Origin of the sequence: Enterobacter cloacae complex sp. FDA-CDC-AR_0164 (assembly GCF_003071645.1) — a bacterium.
Taxonomy (GTDB): Bacteria; Pseudomonadota; Gammaproteobacteria; order Enterobacterales; family Enterobacteriaceae; genus Enterobacter; species Enterobacter ludwigii.
Window position 1 is genome coordinate 1739275 of sequence record NZ_CP028950.1, and the last position, 23560, is coordinate 1762834.

At 56.3% G+C, this 23560-nt stretch carries 23 protein-coding genes; 19 read left to right on the top strand and 4 right to left on the bottom strand.

Features of this window, described 5'->3' with window-relative positions; translation table 11 throughout:
- Positions 1–17: 17 nt before the first annotated feature.
- Together AM410_RS08460 and livJ are read left to right on the top strand one after the other, a co-directional pair.
- Positions 18–1283: a 4-aminobutyrate--2-oxoglutarate transaminase gene (locus AM410_RS08460; protein WP_032679136.1), complete on the top strand. Its 1266-nt coding sequence runs from the start codon at positions 18–20 to the stop codon at positions 1281–1283.
- 196 nt (positions 1284–1479) lie between these two features.
- A complete protein-coding gene (livJ, locus tag AM410_RS08465; protein ID WP_072126534.1) occupies positions 1480–2580 on the top strand; it encodes a branched chain amino acid ABC transporter substrate-binding protein LivJ in 1101 nt (366 codons plus the stop codon).
- A gap of 86 nt (positions 2581–2666) precedes the next feature.
- Here livJ and panM read toward each other — a convergent pair whose 3' ends face one another.
- Positions 2667–3059, bottom strand: a complete 393-nt coding sequence (panM, locus tag AM410_RS08470; protein WP_020884545.1) for an aspartate 1-decarboxylase autocleavage activator PanM — start codon at positions 3057–3059, stop codon at positions 2667–2669.
- A 424-nt stretch (positions 3060–3483) separates the two neighbouring features.
- Here panM and livK point away from each other — a divergent pair, with 424 nt between their 5' ends.
- The 10 genes from livK to ugpQ all read left to right on the top strand — a co-directional run bounded on the left by livK (position 3484) and on the right by ugpQ (position 13484).
- Positions 3484–4593: a high-affinity branched-chain amino acid ABC transporter substrate-binding protein LivK gene (gene livK / locus AM410_RS08475; protein ID WP_020884546.1), complete on the top strand. Its 1110-nt coding sequence runs from the start codon at positions 3484–3486 to the stop codon at positions 4591–4593.
- A 46-nt stretch (positions 4594–4639) separates the two neighbouring features.
- Entirely contained in the window at positions 4640–5566 is a 927-nt protein-coding gene (gene livH / locus AM410_RS08480) for a high-affinity branched-chain amino acid ABC transporter permease LivH (RefSeq protein WP_020884547.1), read from the top strand.
- Positions 5563–6840 (top strand): branched chain amino acid ABC transporter permease LivM, encoded by a 1278-nt coding sequence (gene livM, locus AM410_RS08485; RefSeq protein WP_014172003.1) that lies wholly within the window; start codon positions 5563–5565, stop codon positions 6838–6840. Before livH ends, livM begins: the two co-directional genes overlap by 4 nt.
- Complete coding sequence (livG, locus tag AM410_RS08490; protein ID WP_014172002.1) at positions 6837–7604, top strand: high-affinity branched-chain amino acid ABC transporter ATP-binding protein LivG; 768 nt, start codon at positions 6837–6839, stop codon at positions 7602–7604. The genes livM and livG overlap by 4 nt, the downstream gene beginning before the upstream one ends.
- A gap of 1 nt (position 7605) precedes the next feature.
- Entirely contained in the window at positions 7606–8319 is a 714-nt protein-coding gene (gene livF / locus AM410_RS08495; protein ID WP_020884549.1) for a high-affinity branched-chain amino acid ABC transporter ATP-binding protein LivF, read from the top strand.
- A gap of 227 nt (positions 8320–8546) precedes the next feature.
- Positions 8547–9863: a sn-glycerol-3-phosphate ABC transporter substrate-binding protein UgpB gene (ugpB, locus tag AM410_RS08500; protein ID WP_025202842.1), complete on the top strand. Its 1317-nt coding sequence runs from the start codon at positions 8547–8549 to the stop codon at positions 9861–9863.
- Between the two features lie 73 nt (positions 9864–9936).
- Complete coding sequence (ugpA, locus tag AM410_RS08505) at positions 9937–10824, top strand: sn-glycerol-3-phosphate ABC transporter permease UgpA (RefSeq protein WP_014171998.1); 888 nt, start codon at positions 9937–9939, stop codon at positions 10822–10824.
- Positions 10821–11666, top strand: coding sequence for a sn-glycerol-3-phosphate ABC transporter permease UgpE (ugpE, locus tag AM410_RS08510; RefSeq protein ID WP_108647733.1), 846 nt, complete (start codon positions 10821–10823; stop codon positions 11664–11666). Before ugpA ends, ugpE begins: the two co-directional genes overlap by 4 nt.
- A 1-nt stretch (position 11667) precedes the next feature.
- On the top strand, positions 11668–12738 hold the full coding sequence (locus tag AM410_RS08515; protein WP_020884551.1) for a sn-glycerol-3-phosphate import ATP-binding protein UgpC: 1071 nt from the start codon (positions 11668–11670) through the stop codon (positions 12736–12738).
- The gene (gene ugpQ, locus AM410_RS08520; RefSeq protein ID WP_073397647.1) at positions 12735–13484 is read left to right on the top strand and encodes a glycerophosphodiester phosphodiesterase; all 750 of its coding nucleotides are present in this window, start codon (positions 12735–12737) and stop codon (positions 13482–13484) included. The genes AM410_RS08515 and ugpQ overlap by 4 nt, the downstream gene beginning before the upstream one ends.
- Here ugpQ and AM410_RS08525 read toward each other — a convergent pair.
- Positions 13465–13851, bottom strand: coding sequence for a DUF2756 family protein (locus AM410_RS08525; protein WP_020884553.1), 387 nt, complete (start codon positions 13849–13851; stop codon positions 13465–13467). The genes ugpQ and AM410_RS08525 overlap by 20 nt on opposite strands.
- Positions 13852–13977: 126 nt before the next feature.
- Here AM410_RS08525 and ggt point away from each other — a divergent pair, with 126 nt between their 5' ends.
- The gene (gene ggt / locus AM410_RS08530; protein ID WP_025202845.1) at positions 13978–15720 is read left to right on the top strand and encodes a gamma-glutamyltransferase; all 1743 of its coding nucleotides are present in this window, start codon (positions 13978–13980) and stop codon (positions 15718–15720) included.
- A 39-nt stretch (positions 15721–15759) separates the two neighbouring features.
- Here the strand turns inward: ggt and yhhY are convergent, their stop codons facing one another.
- A complete protein-coding gene (gene yhhY / locus AM410_RS08535; RefSeq protein ID WP_014171992.1) occupies positions 15760–16248 on the bottom strand; it encodes an N-acetyltransferase in 489 nt (162 codons plus the stop codon).
- A gap of 308 nt (positions 16249–16556) precedes the next feature.
- On the opposite strand from yhhY, the gene AM410_RS08540 reads away from it, so the two are divergent.
- The 5 genes from AM410_RS08540 (at position 16557) to gntU (ending at position 21506) form a co-directional block, all read left to right on the top strand.
- Positions 16557–17594, top strand: a complete 1038-nt coding sequence (locus tag AM410_RS08540) for an oxidoreductase (RefSeq protein WP_073397643.1) — start codon at positions 16557–16559, stop codon at positions 17592–17594.
- A gap of 122 nt (positions 17595–17716) precedes the next feature.
- The gene (locus AM410_RS08545; RefSeq protein ID WP_014171990.1) at positions 17717–18412 is read left to right on the top strand and encodes a pirin family protein; all 696 of its coding nucleotides are present in this window, start codon (positions 17717–17719) and stop codon (positions 18410–18412) included.
- A gap of 100 nt (positions 18413–18512) precedes the next feature.
- Positions 18513–19508 (top strand): gluconate operon transcriptional repressor GntR, encoded by a 996-nt coding sequence (gntR, locus tag AM410_RS08550; RefSeq protein WP_014171989.1) that lies wholly within the window; start codon positions 18513–18515, stop codon positions 19506–19508.
- Positions 19509–19634: 126 nt separating this feature from the next.
- Positions 19635–20162 (top strand): gluconokinase, encoded by a 528-nt coding sequence (gene gntK, locus AM410_RS08555; protein WP_020884556.1) that lies wholly within the window; start codon positions 19635–19637, stop codon positions 20160–20162.
- Positions 20163–20165: 3 nt separating this feature from the next.
- Entirely contained in the window at positions 20166–21506 is a 1341-nt protein-coding gene (gene gntU / locus AM410_RS08560) for a gluconate transporter (protein WP_014171987.1), read from the top strand.
- A gap of 50 nt (positions 21507–21556) precedes the next feature.
- Here the strand turns inward: gntU and yhgN are convergent, their stop codons facing one another.
- Positions 21557–22150: an NAAT family transporter YhgN gene (gene yhgN, locus AM410_RS08565; RefSeq protein WP_003861574.1), complete on the bottom strand. Its 594-nt coding sequence runs from the start codon at positions 22148–22150 to the stop codon at positions 21557–21559.
- Positions 22151–22327: 177 nt separating this feature from the next.
- Between yhgN and asd the strand changes: the two genes are divergently transcribed.
- Positions 22328–23431 carry an aspartate-semialdehyde dehydrogenase gene (gene asd / locus AM410_RS08570; protein ID WP_014171986.1) on the top strand — a complete coding sequence of 368 codons (1104 nt, stop codon included), beginning with the start codon at positions 22328–22330 and terminating at the stop codon, positions 23429–23431.
- Positions 23432–23560 lie beyond the last annotated feature (129 nt).

Genomic DNA, 23560 nt, shown 5'->3' on the forward strand with positions numbered 1-23560 from the left:
TTTCTCAGGGGGACAGGGTGAAAAACAGTGAACTGAATGACCGGCGTTTGCAGGCGACGCCGCGCGGTATCGGCGTGATGTGTAACTTCTACGCCGATAAAGCCGAAAATGCCACGGTGTGGGACGTCGAGGGTAACGAGTATATCGACTTCGCCGCCGGGATTGCGGTGCTGAATACCGGCCATCGGCATCCAAAAGTTATTGCCGCCATCGAAAAACAACTCCACGCATTTACCCATACGGCATATCAGATTGTCCCGTACGAAGGCTATGTGGCGCTTGCCGAGCGCATCAACCAACGTGTACCCGTTGATGGGCCTGCCAAAACGGCTTTCTTCTCTACGGGAGCAGAGGCGGTCGAAAACGCGGTAAAAATTGCCCGCGCGTATACCCGTCGTCCTGGCCTGATCGCCTTTGGCGGTGCCTTCCACGGCCGTACCTTTATGACGATGGCGTTGACGGGGAAAGTGGCGCCGTACAAACTCGGTTTCGGTCCGTTTCCCGGATCGGTTTATCACGCACACTATCCAAATGATCTGTACGGCGTCAGCACGGCAGAAGCGTTAAAAAGCCTCGAACGCATCTTCAAAGCCGACATTGCGCCGGACCAGGTGGCGGCCATTATCCTGGAACCGGTTCAGGGGGAGGGGGGATTCAACATTGCCCCCGCCGATTTTATGCAGGCCCTGCGCGAACTGTGCGATACGCACGGAATTTTGCTGATTGCCGATGAAGTGCAAAGTGGCTTTGCGCGAACCGGCAAGCTGTTCTCGATGGAACACCATTGCGTGAAGCCGGATTTGATCACCATGGCGAAAAGCCTGGCCGGCGGGATGCCGCTCTCGGCGGTCTCTGGCCGGGCGGAAGTGATGGATGCCCCCGCTCCTGGCGGGCTGGGCGGGACTTACGCCGGCAACCCGCTGGCGATTGCCGCAGCCCATGCCGTGCTGGATGTGATTGATGAAGAGGATCTCTGCACGCGCGCGGCGCATCTTGGCCATCATCTGGTGGAAGTGCTGAACAAAGCGAAGGGCGACTGTCCGTTTATCGCTGATATTCGTGCCCAGGGCTCAATGGTGGCGGTGGAGTTTAACGACCCGCAAACCGGGCTGCCGTCGCCGGAATTCACGCGTCAGGTCCAGGAGCGTGCGTTACAGGAAGGTCTATTGCTGCTGAGCTGCGGCGTGTACGGCAACGTTATCCGTTTCCTCTATCCGCTTACCATCCCCGAAGTTCAGTTCCGTAAAGCGCTGGATATTATCTCCGCGTCGCTGACACGTTAAAGCCCTGGCCCGGCGGTGATCCCTGCCGGGCTTATCATATATTCATTTCAAATTAGCTATTCCAAAATCATAAAAATGGGGTATGTTTTAGCAGAGTATGCTGAAAAAGCGCGACTGTCATACCTATAACTGAAATAAAGCGCTACACAACAACATCACGACAATCGTAATAACCATAATAATGGGGAATCTCAGGATGAATATGAAGGGTAAAGCGTTACTGGCAGGATGTATTGCGTTGGCATTCAGCACGATGGCACAGGCCGATATTAAAGTGGCTGTCGTGGGCGCGATGTCCGGTCCGGTAGCACAGTACGGCGACCAGGAATTTACCGGCGCAGAACAGGCGGTTGCAGACATTAATGCTAAGGGCGGCATCAAGGGCGAAAAACTGCAGATCGTAAAATATGATGATGCCTGTGACCCGAAACAAGCGGTTGCCGTGGCGAACAAAGTGGTGAACGACGGGATCAAATACGTTATCGGTCACCTGTGCTCCTCTTCCACGCAGCCCGCGTCTGATATCTACGAAGACGAAGGCATTCTGATGATCACCCCGGCTGCAACGGCGCCGGAGCTGACCGCTCGTGGCTATAAGCTGACCCTGCGTACCACCGGTCTGGATTCAGACCAGGGCCCAACCGCGGCAAAATACATTCTGGACAACGTGAAGCCGAAGCGTATCGCGATTGTTCACGACAAACAGCAGTACGGTGAAGGTCTGGCGCGTGCCGTGCAGGATGGTCTGAAGAAAGGCAATGCCAATGTGGTCTTCTTCGACGGTATCACCGCCGGTGAGAAAGACTTCTCCACTCTGGTGGCACGTCTGAAGAAAGAGAATATTGATTTCGTTTACTACGGTGGCTATCACCCTGAAATGGGACAGATCCTGCGTCAGGCACGTGCGGCCGGCCTGAAAACCCAGTTTATGGGCCCGGAAGGGGTTGCGAACGTTTCCCTGTCTAACATCGCCGGTGAGTCTGCTGAAGGCCTGCTGGTGACCAAACCGAAGAACTACGACCAGGTGCCTGCGAACAAACCGATCGTGGATGCCATCAAGGCGAAGAAACAGGATCCAAGCGGCGCGTTTGTCTGGACCACCTACGCTGCGCTGCAGTCTCTGCAGGCGGGTCTGAACCAGTCAGCCGATCCGGCTGAGATTGCCACCTGGCTGAAAGCCAACTCTGTCGATACCGTGATGGGTCCGCTTTCCTGGGATGCGAAGGGCGATCTGAAAGGCTTCGAGTTCGGCGTGTTTGACTGGCATGCTAACGGAACGGCGACCGACGCCAAATAAAAGCAAACGGCAACCTTTCGGTTGCCGTTTTAGTATTTGCTCCCTCTCCTGTGGGAGAGGGGCGGGGTGAGGGCATCAGGCGGCATTCAGCAAACCTGACGTTTCTCCCACCCGTTCTCCTGCGCCGTAAACCCTAACGCCTGCATAAACGCCGCCATCACGCCGCGGTCTTCCACGCCCACGTCGGCCATCCACCAGGAGGTAACGTTCGGGTTTTCACGGATTATCTCTTCAATTAAATACTGCCCCACACCGCGACGACGGGTCACGTCACGTACGCGCAGTGAGTCCAGCGCCCCTTCGGTGCCGCTCAGGGTCACGCGAACCGCGGCGAGCAGACGCTCGTTAAAGCGTGCGGCGTAGATGCGGTGTGTCTCATCGACGCGGAGTGAAGAAGGGGAATATTCCGGCCAGATCTTGCCCAGGTCGATATGATCCTGGTCGCTAAAGGTCACCAGACGCACGATAGTCAGTTTCATTAGCTGCTTGTCCAAATCAAATTGAGTAGGGGCAGTGTACTCAATTTATTCCCTCAGCGGCTTCCTCTTTTTATCCCGGCTCACCAGGTGATTAGTTTTTTGGCAGCGCAAAGGGCAGTTTGAAAACACATGGATCGAAAAATAAGCAGAATTTTAACCTGAATGGCAGTGAATTATTCGGCGCTTTGTACCGTTATTTTATGCTGCAAACTGCAATTTTATTTGTTTATCTCTGCCTTGTTTCAGAATATTATCTTTGCTTAATCGCCTGAAAAATAGAGATTTTAGTCTGGTTTTTATGAAAAAACTGCGCTAAACCATTAAAGGCGCTGGTAAAAATAGCGTTGTGCATTAAAAGTACAGAATGCTTTTTAACCATAATAAAACAAAATATATACACGACATCACGAATGGGGATTCAGAGATGAAAAGGAACGCGAAGACGTTAATCGCGGGGATGGTTGCATTGGCGATTTCGCATGCAGCCATGGCGGAAGATATTAAGGTTGCTGTAGTGGGTGCGATGTCCGGTCCTGTTGCCCAGTGGGGGGACATGGAGTTCAACGGTGCTCGCCAGGCAATCAAAGACATCAACGCCAAAGGCGGCATCAAAGGCGACAAGCTGGTTGGCGTGGAATATGACGACGCCTGCGATCCCAAACAGGCCGTCGCGGTCGCTAACAAAATCGTGAACGATGGCATCCAGTACGTGATTGGCCACCTGTGCTCGTCGTCCACCCAGCCTGCGTCTGATATCTACGAAGACGAAGGCATTCTGATGATTACCCCGGGCGCAACCAACCCTGAACTGACTCAGCGCGGTTATCAGCACATCATGCGTACTGCCGGTCTGGACTCGTCTCAGGGACCAACCGCCGCCCGATACATCCTCGATACCGTCAAGCCGACGCGCATCGCCATTATTCATGACAAACAGCAGTACGGCGAAGGCCTGGCGCGTTCCGTTCAGGACGGGCTGAAAAAAGGCGGCGCGAATATCGTCTTCTTTGATGGCATCACCGCTGGCGAGAAAGATTTCTCCGCGCTGATCGCCCGCCTGCAAAAAGAGAATATCGATTTTGTTTACTACGGCGGCTACTACCCGGAAATGGGTCAGATGCTGCGTCAGGCGCGTTCGGTCGGGCTGAAAACCCAGTTTATGGGGCCAGAAGGCGTCGGTAACGCCTCCCTGTCGAACATCGCCGGGGACGCAGGCGAAGGCATGCTGGTGACGATGCCAAAACGCTATGACCAGGATCCTGCGAACAAGGCTATCGTAGACGCGCTCAAGGCGCAGAAGAAAGATCCAAGTGGTCCGTACGTCTGGATCACCTACGCGGCGGTGCAGTCTCTGGCAACCGCGCTGGATCGCACCGGCAGCAAAGAACCGCTGGATCTGGTGAAAGATTTAAAAGCACACGGGGCGAACACCGTGATTGGGCCGCTGAACTGGGATGAGAAAGGCGATCTGAAGGGATTTGAGTTTGGTGTCTTTAAGTGGCACGCCGACGGTTCGTCCTCGGTCGCCAAATAATTATCCCACCGCCCGGACCGCCGGGCGGGTATAAAAAGGTTTGCATATGTCCGAGCAGTTTCTCTATTTCCTGCAGCAGATGTTTAACGGCGTCACGCTGGGAAGCACCTACGCGCTGATCGCCATTGGCTACACGATGGTTTACGGCATTATCGGCATGATTAACTTCGCCCACGGCGAGGTCTACATGATCGGTAGCTATGTCTCCTTTATGATTATCGCCGCCCTGATGATGATGGGTATCGACAGCAGCTGGCTGCTGGTCGCCGCCGGGTTTGTCGGCGCGATTGTTATTGCCAGCGCCTATGGCTGGAGCATTGAACGCGTGGCGTACCGGCCGGTGCGTAGCTCCAAACGCCTGATTGCGCTGATCTCCGCCATCGGGATGTCGATCTTCCTGCAAAACTACGTCAGCCTGACGGAAGGCTCGCGCGACGTGGCGCTGCCAAGCCTGTTCAACGGTCAGTGGGTGGTCGGTGCCAGCGAGAACTTCTCTGCCTCTATCACCACCATGCAGCTGGTGATCTGGGTGGTGACCTTCGTTGCAATGCTCGCCCTGACGGTCTTTATCCGCTACTCGCGTATGGGACGCGCCTGCCGTGCCTGCGCAGAAGATCTGAAGATGGCGAGCCTGCTTGGCATCAACACCGACCGCGTTATCGCCCTGACCTTTGTGATTGGGGCAGCGATGGCGGCGGTCGCGGGTGTCCTGCTGGGGCAGTTCTACGGCGTTATCAACCCGTACATCGGCTTTATGGCCGGGATGAAAGCTTTCACCGCGGCGGTCCTGGGCGGTATCGGCAGTATTCCAGGCGCGATGATTGGCGGCCTGATCCTGGGCGTGGCCGAAGCGCTCTCCTCCGCGTATCTGAGTACGGAATATAAAGATGTGGTGTCGTTTGCCCTGCTGATTCTGGTTCTGCTGGTAATGCCTACCGGTATTCTGGGTCGTCCGGAGGTAGAGAAAGTATGAAACCGATGCATTTCGCAATGGCGCTCCTCTCAGCCGCCATGTTCTTCGTGCTGGCAGGCGTCTTTATGGGCGTCCAGTTAGAGCTGGACGGCACAAAACTGGTGGTGGATACCGCCGCCGACATTCGCTGGCAGTGGATATTCATTGGCACCGCGGTCGTGTTTCTGTTCCAGATGCTGCGTCCTGTGTTCCAGAAGACGCTGAAAAGTGTCTCCGGTCCGAAATTCGTTCTGCCGGCTCTCGACGGCTCAACCGTTAAGCAGAAGCTGTTCTTCGTGGCGCTGCTGGTGGCTGCGGTGGCGTGGCCGTTTGTGGTCTCTCGCGGTACGGTCGATATCGCGACCCTGACCATGATCTACGTGATCCTCGGTCTGGGCCTGAACGTGGTGGTGGGGCTGTCTGGCCTGCTGGTGCTGGGCTACGGTGGTTTCTACGCCATCGGGGCCTATACCTTCGCGCTGCTGAACCACTATTACGGTCTCGGCTTCTGGACTTGTCTGCCGCTGGCGGGCCTGGTCTCCGCCGCCGCGGGCTTCCTGCTGGGCTTCCCGGTCTTACGCCTGCGCGGTGACTACCTGGCGATTGTGACTTTAGGCTTCGGCGAAATCGTGCGTATCCTGCTGCTCAACAACACCGAAGTGACCGGCGGCCCGAACGGGATCAGCCAGATCCCGAAACCGACCTTCTTTGGTCTGGAGTTCAGCCGTACGGCTCGCGAAGGGGGCTGGGATACCTTCAGCAACTTCTTTGGCGTGAAGTACGATCCGTCCGACCGGGTGATTTGGCTCTACCTGGTGGCGCTGCTGCTGGTGGTGCTTACCCTGTTTGTGATTAACCGTCTGCTGCGTATGCCGCTGGGCCGTGCGTGGGAAGCGCTGCGTGAAGATGAAATCGCCTGCCGTTCACTGGGCCTCAACCCGACCCGCATCAAGCTGACCGCGTTTACCATCAGCGCCGCGTTTGCCGGATTTGCCGGTACGCTGTTTGCCGCGCGTCAGGGCTTTGTCAGCCCCGAATCGTTTACCTTTGCTGAATCTGCCTTTGTACTGGCGATTGTGGTGCTCGGCGGTATGGGCTCGCAGTTTGCCGTTATCCTGGCGGCCATTCTGCTGGTGGTCTCTCGTGAGCTGATGCGCGACTTTAACGAATACAGCATGCTGATGCTGGGTGGTTTGATGGTGCTGATGATGATCTGGCGTCCGCAGGGCTTGCTGCCGATGACCCGTCCACAGCTGAAGCTGAAAAACGGGCAAGCGAAAGGAGAGCAGGCATGAGCCAGCCATTATTATCCGTTAACGGCCTGATGATGCGTTTTGGCGGCCTGCTGGCCGTCAACAACGTGAATCTGGATCTGCACAAGAAAGAGATTGTCTCCCTGATTGGCCCTAACGGCGCGGGGAAAACCACGGTCTTTAACTGCCTGACCGGTTTCTACAAGCCGACGGGTGGCACCATCAAGCTGCGCGACCAGCATCTGGAAGGGCTTCCGGGCCAGCAGATTGCCCGCATGGGGGTGGTGCGTACCTTCCAGCACGTGCGTCTGTTCCGCGAGATGACGGTGATAGAGAACCTGCTGGTGGCGCAACACCTGCAGCTCAAAACCGGCCTTTTCTCTGGCCTGCTGAAAACCCCGGCCTTCCGCCGTGCTCAGGATGAAGCGCTCGACCGCGCTGCCACCTGGCTCGACCGTATCGGCCTGCTGCAGCATGCGAACCGTCAGGCCAGCAACCTGGCCTACGGTGACCAGCGTCGTCTGGAGATCGTGCGCTGCATGGTGACGCAGCCAGAAATCCTGATGCTCGATGAACCGGCGGCAGGGCTTAACCCGAAAGAGACCAAAGAGCTGGACGAGTTGATTGCCGAACTGCGCGATCATCACGACACCACCATCCTGCTGATTGAGCATGATATGAAGCTGGTGATGGGCATTTCTGACCGTATCTACGTGGTGAACCAGGGCACGCCGCTGGCAAACGGGACGCCGGAAGAGATCCGCAACAACCCGGACGTGATCCGTGCATACCTGGGTGAGGCATAAGATGGAAAAAGCGATGTTAACGTTCGACAAGGTTAATGCTCACTACGGCAAGATACAGGCGCTGCACGATGTCAGCCTGCATATCAATCAGGGCGAAATCGTCACCCTGATTGGCGCGAACGGTGCGGGTAAAACCACGCTGCTCGGCACCCTGTGCGGCGACCCGCGCGCCACCAGCGGGCGGATTGTCTTTGATGGCAAAGATATTACCGACTGGCAAACCGCCAGAATCATGCGTGAAGCGGTAGCGATTGTCCCGGAAGGGCGTCGCGTCTTCTCACGCATGACGGTGGAAGAGAACCTTGCGATGGGCGGCTTCTTTGCTGACCGCGACCAGTACCAGTCCCGCATCAAATGGGTCTATGAGCTGTTTCCGCGTTTGTGGGAGCGCCGTATTCAGCGGGCCGGCACGATGTCCGGTGGTGAACAGCAGATGCTGGCGATTGGTCGCGCGCTGATGAGCCAGCCGCGTTTGCTGCTGCTGGATGAACCGTCGCTCGGTCTTGCGCCGATCATCATTCAGCAAATCTTCGACACCATCGAACAGCTGCGTAAAGAGGGGATGACTATCTTCCTCGTCGAGCAGAACGCCAACCAGGCGCTGAAGCTCGCCGACCGCGGCTACGTGCTGGAAAACGGCCACGTGGTGCTCTCCGATACCGGCGACGCGCTGCTGGCAAACGAAGCGGTGCGAAGTGCCTATCTCGGCGGCTAGATAAAAGCAAAAGCAAAAAGGCAACGTCAGTTGCCTTTTTTCATGCAGGGCACCAGACCGCACCGAACTTACCCCAACCGCCTTCACACAACCATCATCCGCCTGACGTTTTGTTGTCATCTCACTGTAAAGAAACAGTTATTTTTCTGTCATTCGAGCATGTCATGTTACCTCGCGAGCATAAAAACGCGTGATATCGCGCATCCGGCACAATAAGAGAGATGACAATGACATCGTTACGACACACAGCTTTGGGTCTGGCAATGGGGCTGACTTTTGCGGCGAACGCAATGGCTGTCACCACCATTCCGTTCTGGCATTCCATGGAAGGGGAGTTGGGTAAAGAAGTTGACTCCCTGGCGCAGCGTTTCAACGACACCCATCCGGATTACAAAATTGTGCCGGTGTACAAAGGTAACTACGAGCAGAGCCTGAGCGCGGGCATTGCCGCTTTCCGTACCGGTAATGCACCTGCGCTGCTTCAGGTTTACGAAGTCGGTACTGCGACCATGATGGCCTCTAAAGCCATTAAACCGGTCTACGAAGTGTTTAAAGACGCAGGTATCAACTTCGACGAATCGCAGTTCGTGCCGACCGTGGCGGGTTACTACACCGATTCCAAAACCGGTCATCTGCTGTCTCAGCCGTTTAACAGCTCCACGCCGGTGCTGTACTACAACAAAGACGCCTTCAAGAAAGCCGGTTTAGATCCGGAACAACCGCCAAAAACCTGGCAGGATCTGGCGGCGTACACCGCTAAGCTGAAAGCGGCGGGGATGAAGTGCGGCTACGCCAGCGGCTGGCAGGGCTGGATCCAGATTGAAAACTTCAGCGCCTGGCACGGCCTGCCGGTGGCCACTAAAAACAACGGCTTCGACGGCACCGACGCGGTACTGGCGTTCAACAAGCCAGAGCAGGTGAAGCACATCGCTCTGCTTGCCGATCTCAACAAGAAGGGCGATTTCAGCTACTTCGGGCGTAAAGACGAATCCACCGAGAAGTTCTACAACGGTGACTGTGCGATTACGACCGCCTCTTCCGGCTCTCTGGCGGATATCCGTCATTACGCAAAATTCAACTACGGCGTAGGCATGATGCCTTACGACGCTGACGTGAAAGGCGCACCGCAGAACGCCATCATCGGTGGGGCGAGCCTGTGGGTCATGCAGGGCAAAGACAAGGGCACCTACAAGGGCGTGGCCGAGTTCCTCGACTTCCTGGCGAAACCAGAGAATGCCGCCGAATGGCATCAGAAAACCGGCTACCTGCCTATCACCACGGCCGCGTATGACCTGACCCGCGAGCAGGGCTTCTACAGCAAAAACCCGGGCGCGGATATCGCGACGCGTCAGATGCTCAACAAGCCGCCATTGCCGTTCACCAAAGGCCTGCGTCTGGGGAACATGCCGCAGATCCGTACCATCGTAGATGAAGAGCTGGAAAGCGTGTGGACCGGGAAGAAAACCCCACAGCAGGCCCTGGATTCTGCGGTAGAGCGCGGTAATCAGCTGCTGCGCCGCTTTGAGCAATCAACAAAGTCTTAATCATTTTACCCTCATCCTGTCCCTCTCCCTGCGGGAAGGGCTGGGGTGAGGGCTACCTATGCTGAGCTAAACTATGTCCTCATCCCGTCCGGTGTTCCGTTCGCGCTGGCTGCCGTATTTGCTGGTCGCGCCGCAGCTGGTCATCACCGTTATCTTCTTTATCTGGCCTGCGGGCGAGGCGCTCTGGTACTCGGTACAAAGCGTCGATCCGTTTGGGCTTTCCAGCCAGTTTGTCGGGCTGGATAACTTTACCGCGCTGTTCCATGACAGCTATTACCTCGACGCCTTCTGGACGACCATGAAGTTCAGCGCGCTGGTCACTGTCAGCGGCCTTGTCGCATCGCTCTTTTTCGCGGCGCTGGTGGATTACGTGGTGCGCGGCAGCCGTCTGTATCAGACGCTGATGCTGCTACCTTACGCCGTGGCGCCTGCCGTCGCCGCCGTGCTGTGGATCTTCCTGTTTAACCCAGGGCGCGGGCTGATTACCCATTTCCTGGCGGAGTTCGGCTACGACTGGAACCACGCCCAGAACAGCGGTCAGGCGATGTTCCTGGTGGTCTTCGCGTCGGTGTGGAAACAGATCAGCTACAACTTCCTGTTCTTCTTTGCTGCGCTGCAGTCTATTCCGCGCTCGCTGGTTGAAGCCGCGGCGATTGATGGTGCAGGGCCGGTCCGTCGTTTCTTTAGGCTGTCGCTGCCGCTGATTGCCCCGGTGAGTTTCTTCCTGCTGGTGGTCAACCTGGTTTACGCCTTCTTCGACACCTTCCCGGTGATCGACGCCGCCACGGCCGGTGGCCCGGTGCAGGCCACGACGACGCTTATCTATAAGATCTATCGCGAAGGCTTTGCCGGTCTGGATCTCTCGGCATCCGCCGCCCAGTCGGTCGTGCTGATGTTCCTCGTCATCCTTCTCACGGTAGTGCAGTTCCGTTATGTCGAAAGTAAGGTGCGCTACCAATGATCGAGAACCGTCGCGGGCTGACGATGTTCAGCCACACCATGCTGATTTTGGGCATCATCGTCATTCTGTTGCCGCTATATGTGGCCTTCGTTGCCGCCACGCTGGACACCAAAGCGGTGTTTGATACGCCGATGACGCTGATCCCAGGCGGGCATCTTTTCGAAAACATGAAAACCATCTGGACCCAGGGCGTGGGCGCTAACAGCGCGCCATTCTGGCTGATGATGCTGAACAGCTTCATCATGGCGTTCGGTATTACGGTGGGCAAAATCACGGTGTCGATGCTCTCGGCCTTCGCCATCGTCTGGTTCCGCTTTCCCCTGCGTAACCTGTTCTTCTGGATGATCTTCATCACCCTGATGCTGCCGGTAGAAGTGCGTATCTTCCCGACGGTGGAAGTGATCGCCAACCTGAAGATGCTGGACAGCTACGCAGGTTTAACCCTGCCGCTGATGGCCTCGGCCACCGCCACCTTCCTGTTCCGCCAGTTCTTTATGACCCTGCCGGACGAGCTGATTGAGGCCGCGCGTATTGACGGAGCCTCGCCGATGCGCTTCTTCCGTGACATCGTGCTGCCGCTGTCGAAAACCAACCTTGCGGCGCTGTTTGTCATCACCTTTATCTACGGCTGGAACCAGTATCTGTGGCCGCTGCTGATTATTCAGGACGTCAATCTTGGCACCGCCGTGGCGGGCATCAAAGGCATGATCGCCACCGGTGAAGGCACCACGCTCTGGAACCAGGTGATGGCGGCGATGCTGCTCACCCTTATCCCCCCGGTCGTTATCGTTTTAGCCATGCAGCGTGCGTTCGTGCGTGGTTTAGTGGACAGTGAGAAATAAGATGGCAGGTTTAAAATTACAGGCAGTGACCAAAAGCTGGGACAACAAAACCCAGGTCATTCAGCCGTTAACGCTCGACGTGGCGGACGGGGAATTTATCGTGATGGTTGGCCCGTCAGGCTGCGGAAAATCGACGCTGCTGCGCATGGTTGCCGGGCTTGAACGTGTGACCAGCGGCGATATCTGGATCGATCGCCAGCGCGTGACCGAGATGGAGCCGAAGGACCGGGGCATCGCGATGGTGTTTCAGAACTACGCCCTTTACCCGCACATGAGCGTGGAAGAGAACATGGCCTGGGGGCTGAAAATCCGCGGGATGGGCAAAAGCCATATCGATGAGCGCGTGAAAGAGGCGGCGCGTATTCTGGAACTGGATGGCCTGCTCAAGCGACGTCCGCGTGAACTGTCCGGCGGACAGCGCCAGCGCGTGGCGATGGGGCGCGCCATTGTGCGTGACCCTGCGGTGTTCCTGTTCGACGAGCCGCTCTCAAACCTTGATGCCAAGCTGCGCGTGCAGATGCGCCTTGAGCTGCAGCAGCTGCACCGTCGTCTGAAAACCACCTCCCTGTATGTGACGCACGATCAGGTGGAAGCGATGACCCTCGCCCAGCGCGTGATGGTGATGAACAAAGGCGTCGCCGAACAGATTGGCACCCCGGTGGAGGTATACGAGAAACCGGCCTCCCGCTTTGTGGCGAGCTTTATTGGCAGTCCGGCGATGAACCTGCTGGAAGGGCGGATCAGCAGCGCCGGTACGCACTTTGAGCTGGAAAGTGGGATGGCGCTGCCCGTAAACGGGTACTATCGTGGCTATGCCGGGCGTAAGATGACGCTTGGTATCCGCCCGGAACATATTGGGTTAACCTCACAGGCGGAAGGCGGCGTGCCGCTGGTCATGGACACGCTGGAGATGCTGGGGGCTGACAACCTGGCGCACGGACGTTGGGGTGAACAAAAAATGGTGGTGCGTCTGGCCCATCAGGAGCGCCCTAAAGCAGGCAGCACGCTGTGGCTGCATCTGCCGGAAAATCACCTGCACGTATTCGACGGTGAAACAGGACAACGTATATGAGTAACTGGCCTTATCCCCACATCGTCGCCCACCGGGGCGGCGGTAAACTGGCGCCGGAAAACACGCTGGCGGCTATCGATATGGGCGCGCATTACGGTCACACGATGATCGAGTTCGATGCCAAGCTATCGAAAGACGGCGAGATTTTCCTTCTGCATGATGACAACCTCGAACGCACCAGCAATGGCTGGGGCGTGGCGGGAGACCTGCCGTGGCGCGATCTGCTGAACGTCGACGCCGGAAGCTGGTACAGCAGCGAGTTCAAAGGCGAGCCGCTGCCGCTGCTGGCGGAAGTGGCCGACCGCTGTCGCCTGCACGGCATGATGGCCAATATCGAAATCAAACCAACCACCGGCACCGGGCCGCTCACAGGTAAAGTCATTGCGCTGGCCGCGCGTGAGCTGTGGGAGGGCATGACGCCACCCCTGCTGTCGTCGTTTGACATTGATGCCCTGGAGGCGGCGCAGGCGTCCGTTCCGGCGTTGCCGCGCGGACTGCTGCTCGACACGTGGCGTGATGACTGGCGTGAGCTGACCAGCCGTTTAGGGTGTGTGTCGATTCACCTGAACCACGCGCTGCTGGATGAGGCACGGGTAAAAATGTTGAAAGCGGCGGGGCTGCATATTCTGGTCTATACCGTCAACAAACCCCAGCGCGCGGCGGAGCTGCTGCGCTGGGGGGTGGACAGTATCTGTACCGATGCGATTGACGCGATCGGCCCGAACTTTAGTTCTGCGAAGAATTAAGCATCCCGCCATTCGACGGTGACTGGGACGGCAGCATATGCTGCTGTCCGCTGCCCGACGAGGTCATGCCGCCCAGCATTCCGCCGTTCGGGTTAGGCAGCGGCTGCTCACGCACCTGACCCTGCTGTATGCGCTGGGTGTTGGTGTTCATCTGGTTTTGCAGGCTTTGCTGCTGCATCTGGGTCTGCGTTTTCAACTGCTGGTTCAGCATCCCTTTCTGCTGTTGCTGCTGGCTCATCATCTCCGTTTGCATACGCTGCTGGCTTGGAATGACGTAGCCCTGCTGGTTCGGGTTGTTCATCGTATTGAGTGGCTGTGCGAGCGCGGCAAACGGAAGCAGCGCCGTAAGAATCAGTAAGCGTTTCATTGTCATCTCCTTCTTTTGAGGCTTCTCTTAAGTTTACCCTGATTTCACCATGACGATGATTTTTTAGGAGTTGTGAACCAGGCTTAAGCGGGGAATATGGCCCTCTTCACCTGGAGAACAATAATGATGAAACCAACGTTTTTGCGCTGGATAGCGATCGCCGCGCTGATGGCAGGCGGCACATTTAGCGTGGCGGCCAACCCGCCAGCGGCTCCGCCAGTTTCGTACGGCGTGGAGGAAGATGTTTTTCATCCCGTGCGGGCAACGCAGGGGATGGTGGCGTCGGTGGATGCGCTGGCAACGAAAGTGGGCGTCGATATTCTCCGGCAGGGCGGTAATGCGGTGGATGCGGCAGTCGCGGTGGGCTATGCGCTGGCGGTGACGCATCCGCAGGCGGGGAACCTGGGCGGCGGCGGCTTTATGATGCTGCGGACCAAAGACGGCAAAACCACCGCCATCGACTTCCGTGAGATGGCCCCCGGACAGGCTTCCCGCGATATGTTCCTTGACGATCAAGGCAACCCGGATAGCAAAAAATCCCTGACCTCGCACCTCGCCTCCGGTACGCCGGGCACCGTCGCAGGCTTCTCCCTGGCGCTGGAAAAATATGGCACCCTGCCGCTCAACAAAGTGGTACAGCCTGCGATTAAGCTCGCCCGCGAAGGTTTTGTGGTGAATGACGCCCTGGCTGACGATCTTAAAACCTATGGCAGCGAAGTGATTCCGAATCACGAAAACAGCAAGGCTATCTTCTGGAAAGACGGCGAACCGCTGAAGAAGGGCGATAAGCTGGTGCAGAAGAACCTGGCGAAAAGTCTGGAGCTGATTGCGGAGCACGGCCCGGATGCGTTCTACAAAGGGGCGATTGCCGACCAGATTGCCGAAGAGATGCAAAAAAACGGTGGGCTTATCACCAAAGCGGATCTCGCGGAGTACAAGGCCGTCGAGCGTGAGCCGATTCACGGAAGCTATCGCGGCTATGACGTTTTCTCGATGCCGCCTCCGTCTTCCGGCGGCATTCACATCGTGCAGATCCTTAACATTCTTGAAAACTTCGATATGCACAAGTTCGGCTTCGGCAGCGCGGATGCCATGCAGGTGATGGCAGAGGCGGAAAAACGCGCCTACGCCGACCGTTCAGAATACCTGGGCGACCCGGACTTCGTGAAGGTGCCGTGGCAGGCGCTGACCAATAAAGCCTATGCCAAATCGATTGCTGATGAGATTGACATCAACAAGGCCAAACCGTCGAGCGAGATCCGCCCGGGCAAGCTGGCACCGTATGAGAGCAACCAGACCACCCACTTCTCGGTGGTGGATAAAGACGGTAACGCGGTGGCGGTGACCTATACCCTCAACACCACCTTTGGTACAGGCATCGTGGCAGGCAACAGCGGGATTCTGCTCAATAACGAGATGGATGACTTCTCGGCCAAACCGGGCGTGCCGAACGTCTACGGGCTGGTGGGCGGGGATGCGAATGCGGTCGGACCGAAGAAGCGTCCGCTGTCGTCCATGTCGCCTACCATCGTGGTCAAAGACGGTAAAACCTGGCTGGTGACTGGTAGCCCTGGCGGCAGCCGTATTATCACCACGGTACTGCAGATGGTGGTGAACAGCATCGACTTTGGAATGAATGTTGCCGAAGCGACGAACGCACCACGTTTCCATCATCAGTGGCTGCCGGATGAGCTGCGCGTTGAGAAGGGCTTTAGCCCGGACACCTTAAAACTGCTGGAGCAGCGCGGACAGAAGGTGGCGCTGAAAGAGGCAATGGGCAGCACCCAGAGCATTATGGTCGGCCCGGACGGCACGCTGTTTGGGGCCTCGGATCCGCGTTCGGTGGACGATTTGACGGCGGGGTTCTGATTTTATTGCCCGGTAAGCGTCGCGTTACCGGGCAATTTATCACTTCAGCCGCGCCATGTAATACGCGTCCACATAGTCGCCGTTACGCAGGGCGAAGTTCCTGCCGGTCCCTTCGATTTCAAACCCAAACTTCTTATACAGCGCCAGTGCCGCTGGGTTATCCGCAAAAACCGTGAGCTCAATGCGTTCAATGCGCAACCAGTTGTCGCAGAGATTGACCATTTCGCGCATGAGCGCACGACCCACACCGCGTCCCTGTACATCAGCGGCCACGCTAATGCCGAACGTTGCAACGTGGCTGCGGCGGGGATTTTCCATCACATCGAGTGCCATATGGCCAACCACTCGCTGGTCAAGACAGGCGACGAGATGCCGTCTTCCCGGTTTCGTCGCGACCCGGTCATGCCACATATCCATTGAGGGATGGGGAAGTTGTAGCGTGTCGTGATACACCCCAGGATGCGACATAATGTCACGTAACGCTTCTGCATCGCGGGCTTCGATATGGCGTATCACAATCTCACTCATTCCTTCATCCTCAGTCAGTTAAACGTCCATTCCAACATCAGTGAGATTAAAATTTGAGTCAACTGCTAATTTTTGCAAAAAAGATTGGACAAGTGCGAATGAGAATGATTATTATTGCTCTGCGTTCAGGAAGACCCCTACGGGAACCTGAAAGCACGACATTGCTCACATTGCTTCCAGTATTACTTTAGCCAGCTTTTCGCTGGCTTTTTTTTGTCTTTTTTCGCCCGCTCCCCGTGGAAGAGGGCTGGGGTGAGGGCAAAACTTGCGCTATGGTTGCACTCAGTAACCTTAAAAAGGACTGAGCCATGACATTACATTGCGCATTTATTGGATTTGGCAAAAGCACCACGCGTTACCACCTTCCGTATGTTCTCAACCGCAAAGACAGCTGGCACGTTGCCCATATCTACCGGCGTCGCGCGAAGCCGGAAGAGCAGTCTCCCCAGTACTCCCATATTCATTTCACCTGCGATCTTGATGAGGTCCTCAACGATCCGCAGGTCAAACTTGTGATTGTCTGTACCCACGCTGACAGCCATTTCGAGTACGCAAAACGCGCGCTGGAGGCGGGCAAAAACGTGCTGGTGGAAAAGCCGTTTACCCCGACAATGGCAGAGGCGAAAACGTTGTTTGACCTGGCGAAGCGCAAAGGGCTGACCGTCACGCCGTACCAAAACCGCCGCTTTGACAGCTGCTTCCTGACGGCAAAAAAAGTGATTGAGAGCGGTAAACTGGGTGACATCGTCGAGATTGAAAGCCACTTTGATTACTACCGCCCGGTGGCCGAAACGCATCCCGGCCTGCCGCAGGATGGCTCATTCTATGGTCTGGGCGTGCATACGCTCGATCAAATCATCTCTCTGTTTGGCCGACCGGACCACATGGCGTACGACATCCGCAGCCTGCGCAACAAAGCCAATCCGGATGACACCTTCGAAGCCCAGCTGTTTTACGGCGACCTGAAAGCCATCGTCAAAACCAGCCATCTGGTGAAAATTGACTACCCGAAATTTATTGTGCATGGCACCAGAGGCTCGTTTATCAAGTACGGTATCGACCAGCAGGAGACCAGCCTGAAGGCGAACATTATGCCCGGCGACCCGGGGTTTGCGGCGGATGACTCCGTGGGCGTGCTGGAGTATGTCAACGCAGAGGGCATCACCGTTAAAGAGGACGTGAAACCCGAAGCGGGTGACTATGGCCGCGTTTACGATGCGCTGTATGAGACCCTGACTAACGGTGTACCCAATTACGTCAAGGAATCTGAAGTTATGACCAATCTCGAACTCCTTGAACGGGCCTTCGAACAGGCCTCTCCTGCCACGATAACCCTCGCCAGATAAGAAATTATAACTCCTCTTTGCTTGTTCTAAATTTTTGAACAGAGGAGTCAATTTTCACCCTCTATGATCCCAGGCCGTTTGCGTCCACACTTACTCCATCGAAACGAACTGAGGGTGAAACAATGATCTACTTACGCAAAGCAAACGAACGTGGTCACGCGAATCATGGCTGGCTGGACTCATGGCATTCATTCTCGTTTGCTGACTACTACGACCCGAACTTTATGGGCTTCTCCGCACTGCGCGTCATTAACGATGACGTGATTGATGCAGGCCAGGGCTTCGGTACCCACCCGCACAAAGACATGGAAATCCTGACGTATGTGCTGGAAGGGGCGGTTGAGCACCAGGACAGCATGGGCAACAAAGAGCAGGTTCCGGCGGGCGAGTTCCAGATTATGAGTGCGGGTACCGGGGTGCGTCACTCTGAATACAACCCAAGCAAAACGGAAAAACTGCACCTGTATCAAATCTGGATCATTCCGGAAGAAACCGGCATCACCCCGCGCTACGAACAGCGCCGCTTTGATGCTAAACAGGGCAAACAGCTGGTGCTCTCTCCGGATGCGCGTGACGGTTCGCTGAAAGTGCACCAGGATATGGAACTGTACCGCTGGGCGCTGGCAAAAGACGAACAGTCTGTCCATCAGATTGCCGCTAACCGCCGCGTCTGGATCCAAGTGGTGAAAGGCGAGGTGTCTATTAACGGCACGAAAGCTACCACGGCGGATGGTCTGGCAATCTGGGATGAGCAGGCACTGTCCGTGCATGCCGACAGTGAAAGCGAAATTCTGCTGTTTGATCTGCCACCGGTGTAATAAATCATAAATAAATGCCCATCCTTCCCTTTGACAGGGGAAGGATGGGCTTTGTCCGTGATAAACTGAGCAAATCTATCACTTACGATTTCTCAGGACGATGAAAAAGAAACGCCCCGTACTTCAGGATGTAGCCGATCGCGTCGGTGTGACCAAAATGACGGTCAGCCGGTTTTTACGTAACCCGGAACAGGTTTCCGTGGCGTTGCGTGGCAAGATTGCCGCTGCCCTCGATGAACTGGGGTATATCCCTAACCGCGCCCCCGATATTCTTTCGAATGCGACCAGCCGCGCGGTTGGCGTCCTCCTGCCTTCCTTAACCAACCAGGTTTTTGCCGAGGTGTTGCGCGGCATTGAAAGCGTGACCGATGCCTTTGGCTATCAGACCATGCTCGCCCACTATGGGTACAAGCCGGAACTGGAAGAAGAACGTCTTGAGTCCATGCTCTCCTGGAACATCGACGGCCTGATTTTAACCGAACGTACTCACACCCCCCGTACGCTAAAAATGATTGAAGTGGCAGGCATTCCGGTGGTGGAGCTGATGGACAGCCAGTCGCCGTGTCTCGATATTGCGGTGGGCTTTGATAACTTCGAAGCGGCGCGCCAGATGACGGCGGCCATCATCGCCCGCGGCCATCGGCATATTGCCTACCTGGGTGCACGTCTGGATGAACGTACTATCATCAAACAGAAGGGATACGAGCAGGCAATGCTCGACGCCGGTTTAACACCGTACAGCGTGATGGTTGAGCAGTCCTCATCCTATACGTCGGGTATTGAGCTGATGCGTCAGGCACGACGCGAGTATCCGCAACTGGACGGTATTTTCTGTACCAACGATGACCTTGCGGTCGGTGCAGCGTTCGAATGCCAGCGTCTGGGGCTGAAGATCCCTGAAGACATGGCGATTGCCGGTTTCCACGGCCACGACATCGGCCAGGTGATGGAACCCCGTCTGGCGAGCGTCCTGACACCGCGTGAACGTATGGGCCGTATTGGCGCAGAACGCCTGCTGGCGCGCATACGTGGCGAGACGGTGACGCCGAAAATGTTAGATTTAGGTTTCACCTTGTCACCGGGTGGATCTATTTAAGCTGACAAATTTGAAGTGGGTCACACTTATTCACTTCGCGCACGTTTGGATATTGCTTCTCTTTTGCCCCGGCAGGACAATGTTACCGATAACTGTTACCCGTAACAATTGACTGAGGGACACCCTTTGAGCACGACTAATCATGATCACCACGTTTACGTCCTGATGGGCGTTTCCGGTAGCGGTAAATCTGCCGTGGCCAGCGAAGTGGCGCATCAACTTCATGCGGCGTTTCTTGATGGCGACTTCCTCCATCCGCGCAGCAATATCATGAAAATGGCCTCCGGCGAGCCGCTGAACGATGACGACCGCAAACCGTGGTTGCAGGCGCTGAATGACGCCGCGTTCGCGATGCAGCGTACCAACAAGGTTTCCCTGATCGTCTGCTCCGCGCTGAAAAAAACCTACCGCGACCTGCTGCGTGACGGCAACCCGAACCTCTCTTTCATCTACCTGAAAGGCGATTTCGAGGTGATTGAAAGCCGTCTGAAGGCGCGTAAAGGCCACTTCTTCAAAACCCAGATGCTGGTGACGCAGTTCGAAGCGCTGCAGGAGCCGGGTGACGATGAGAAAGACGTCTTAGTGGTTGATATCGATCAGTCACTGGAGGGTGTTGTTGCCAGCACCATCGAGGTCATTAATAAAAGGCAGTAAGTTTTGAGTACATTAACGCTAGTTTTAACAGCAGTTGGTTCCGTATTGCTGCTGCTGTTTTTAGTGATGAAAGCGCGTATGCATGCTTTCGTTGCCTTAATGGTGGTGTCTATTGGTGCAGGTCTCTTTTCCGGTATGCCGCTCGATAAGATCGCAGCGACGATGGAAAAAGGGATGGGAGGCACGCTGGGTTTCCTGGCCATTGTGGTCGCGCTGGGCGCGATGTTTGGCAAGATCCTGCATGAGACGGGCGCAGTCGACCAGATTGCCGTCAAAATGCTCAAATCCTTCGGACACAGCCGTGCGCACTACGCGATTGGCCTCGCCGGTCTGATTTGTGCGCTGCCGCTGTTCTTCGAAGTGGCCGTGGTGCTGCTGATTAGCGTGGCGTTCTCGATGGCGCGCCATACCGGCACTAACCTCGTGAAGCTGGTGATTCCGCTGTTTGCGGGCGTGGCGGCTGCGGCGGCGTTCCTGCTGCCTGGGCCTGCGCCGATGCTGCTGGCTTCTCAGATGCACGCCGATTTTGGCTGGATGATCCTGATTGGCCTGTGTGCGGCAATCCCGGGAATGATTATTGCCGGCCCGCTGTGGGGCAACTTCATCAGCCGTTACGTTGAGCTTCACATTCCGGATGACGTCACCGAGCCGCACCTTGGCGAAGGCAAAATGCCGTCCTTCGGCTTCAGCCTGGCGCTGATCCTGCTGCCGCTGGTGCTGGTGGGGCTGAAAACCATCGCCGCGCGTTTCGTGCCGGTGGGGTCTACCGCGTACGAATGGTTTGAGTTTATCGGCCACCCGTTCACCGCGATCCTGGTGGCGTGTCTGGTGGCGATGTACGGCCTGGCGATGCGCCAGGGCATGCCGAAAGACAAAGTGATGGAAATCTGCGGCCATGCGCTGCAGCCTGCGGGTATCATTCTGCTGGTGATCGGTGCCGGTGGCGTGTTCAAACAGGTGCTGGTGGATTCCGGCGTGGGTCCGGCGCTGGGCGAAGCCCTGACCGGCATGGGGCTGCCCATTGCGGTGACCTGTTTCGTACTGGCTGCGGCGGTGCGTATCATCCAGGGCTCTGCGACGGTGGCATGTTTAACCGCCGTGGGTCTGGTGATGCCGGTGATTGAACAGCTTAACTACTCCGGTGCCCAGATGGCCGCGCTCTCAATCTGTATTGCGGGCGGTTCGATTGTGGTGTCACACGTCAATGACGCCGGCTTCTGGCTGTTCGGTAAATTTACCGGTGCGACCGAAGCGCAAACCCTGAAAACCTGGACGCTGATGGAAACCATCCTCGGCACGACGGGTGCCATTGTCGGGATGATTGCGTTTACGCTGCTGAGTTAAACCCGGCTAAAAGCAAAAGGACAACGTGAGTTGTCCTTTTTTGTTTTTACCTAGCCCTTCATCCACGCGCGGATCCCGTCCAGGAACATCTGCGTCGCCATCATCACCAGAATCAACCCCATCAGGCGCTCCAGCGCGTTTACGCCTTTCTCACCCAGCAGACGCAGGAACAACGACGACTGCAGCAGAATGATAAACGTCCCGCCCCAGGCAATCAGCAAGGCAATCACCAGATGGCTCATCTGATTGGGGTACTGATGCGACAGCAGCATCAACGTTGCCAGAATCGTCGGTCCGGCGACGAGGGGAATCGCCAGCGGCACAATAAACGGCTCTTCCCCCGCGGGCAGGCCGCTGCTGCTGCCTTCGGCGCTCGGGAAAATCATCTTAATCGCTATCAGGAACAGGATAATCCCACCGGAAATCGAAACCGTTTCGGCACGCAGATTCAGGAAGGCGAGGATTTTCTCACCGGCAAACAGGAAGATGAACATCACCAGCAGCGCGATAAGCAGCTCGCGGATCATGATCGCCCGACGGCGTTTGGGTTCGGTGTGCTTCAGCACCGACATGAAGATAGGCAGGTTGCCCAGAGGATCCATTATCAGGATCAATAAAACCGCCGCGGATATGATTTCACTCATTAAAATTATCCCTGAAACTCTCTATGGTTATTATGATGATTAGCGCTATTTCTGATTGGCGGGCCATCATCGATTAATTTCGCTTGCGACTTTGGCAGCATTTTGTAATGTGAAGCATATCCCAGTTGAATACTGGTTTGCACAATCAGCACACACCCTCTGCAGGAAAAAAATGCTATGAAAAACGTTGGTTTTATCGGCTGGCGCGGTATGGTCGGCTCTGTTCTCATGCAACGCATGGTTGAAGAGCGCGATTTTGACGCCATCCGCCCGGTCTTCTTCTCCACTTCCCAGCTCGGCCAGGCTGCACCTTCTTTTGGCGGCAGCACTGGTACGTTGCAGGATGCTTTCGATCTGGAAGCGCTGAAGGCACTCGACATTATTGTCACTTGCCAGGGCGGCGATTATACCAACGAAATTTATCCAAAGCTGCGTGAAAGCGGCTGGCAGGGCTACTGGATTGATGCGGCGTCTTCACTGCGCATGAAAGACGATGCCATCATCATTCTCGACCCGGTCAACCAGGACGTCATCACCGACGGCCTGAACAACGGCGTAAAAACCTTTGTCGGCGGTAACTGCACCGTCAGCCTGATGCTGATGTCCCTCGGCGGCCTGTTCGCGCAGGACCTGGTGGAGTGGGTCTCCGTGGCGACTTACCAGGCCGCGTCCGGCGGCGGTGCGCGCCATATGCGCGAGCTGCTGACGCAGATGGGCCAGTTGCACCACAGCGTTGCGACCGAGCTGGCAAATCCGGCCTCCGCTATTCTCGATATCGAGCGTAAAGTCACCGAGCTGACCCGCAGCGGCGAGCTGCCGGTGGATAACTTTGGTGTACCGCTGGCCGGTGGTCTGATCCCGTGGATCGACAAACAGCTGGATAACGGCCAGACTCGCGAAGAGTGGAAAGGTCAGGCTGAGACCAACAAAATACTCAATACCGCGAACACCATTCCAGTTGACGGTCTGTGCGTACGTATCGGCGCGCTGCGCTGCCACAGCCAGGCCTTCACGATTAAACTGAAAAAAGATGTGTCGATTCCGACCGTGGAAGAGCTGCTGGCTGCACACAACCCGTGGGCGAAAGTGGTTCCAAACGATCGCGACATCACCATGCGTGAATTGACCCCGGCTGCCGTCACCGGCACGCTGACCACCCCGGTTGGTCGTCTGCGTAAGCTGAACATGGGGCCGGAGTTCCTTTCTGCATTCACCGTCGGCGACCAGCTTCTGTGGGGCGCAGCCGAGCCGCTGCGTCGCATGCTGCGCCAGCTGGCGTAATAATTTGTTAAACCCCGGGGGGTGATTTTCACCCCCTTTTCCGCGTACTACATGGAGTAAAACGCATATGTCTTATTTTTTATCAGGAGTCATTTAGAGCGTTGGCTATGCTTTAAGGAAGAGTTATTT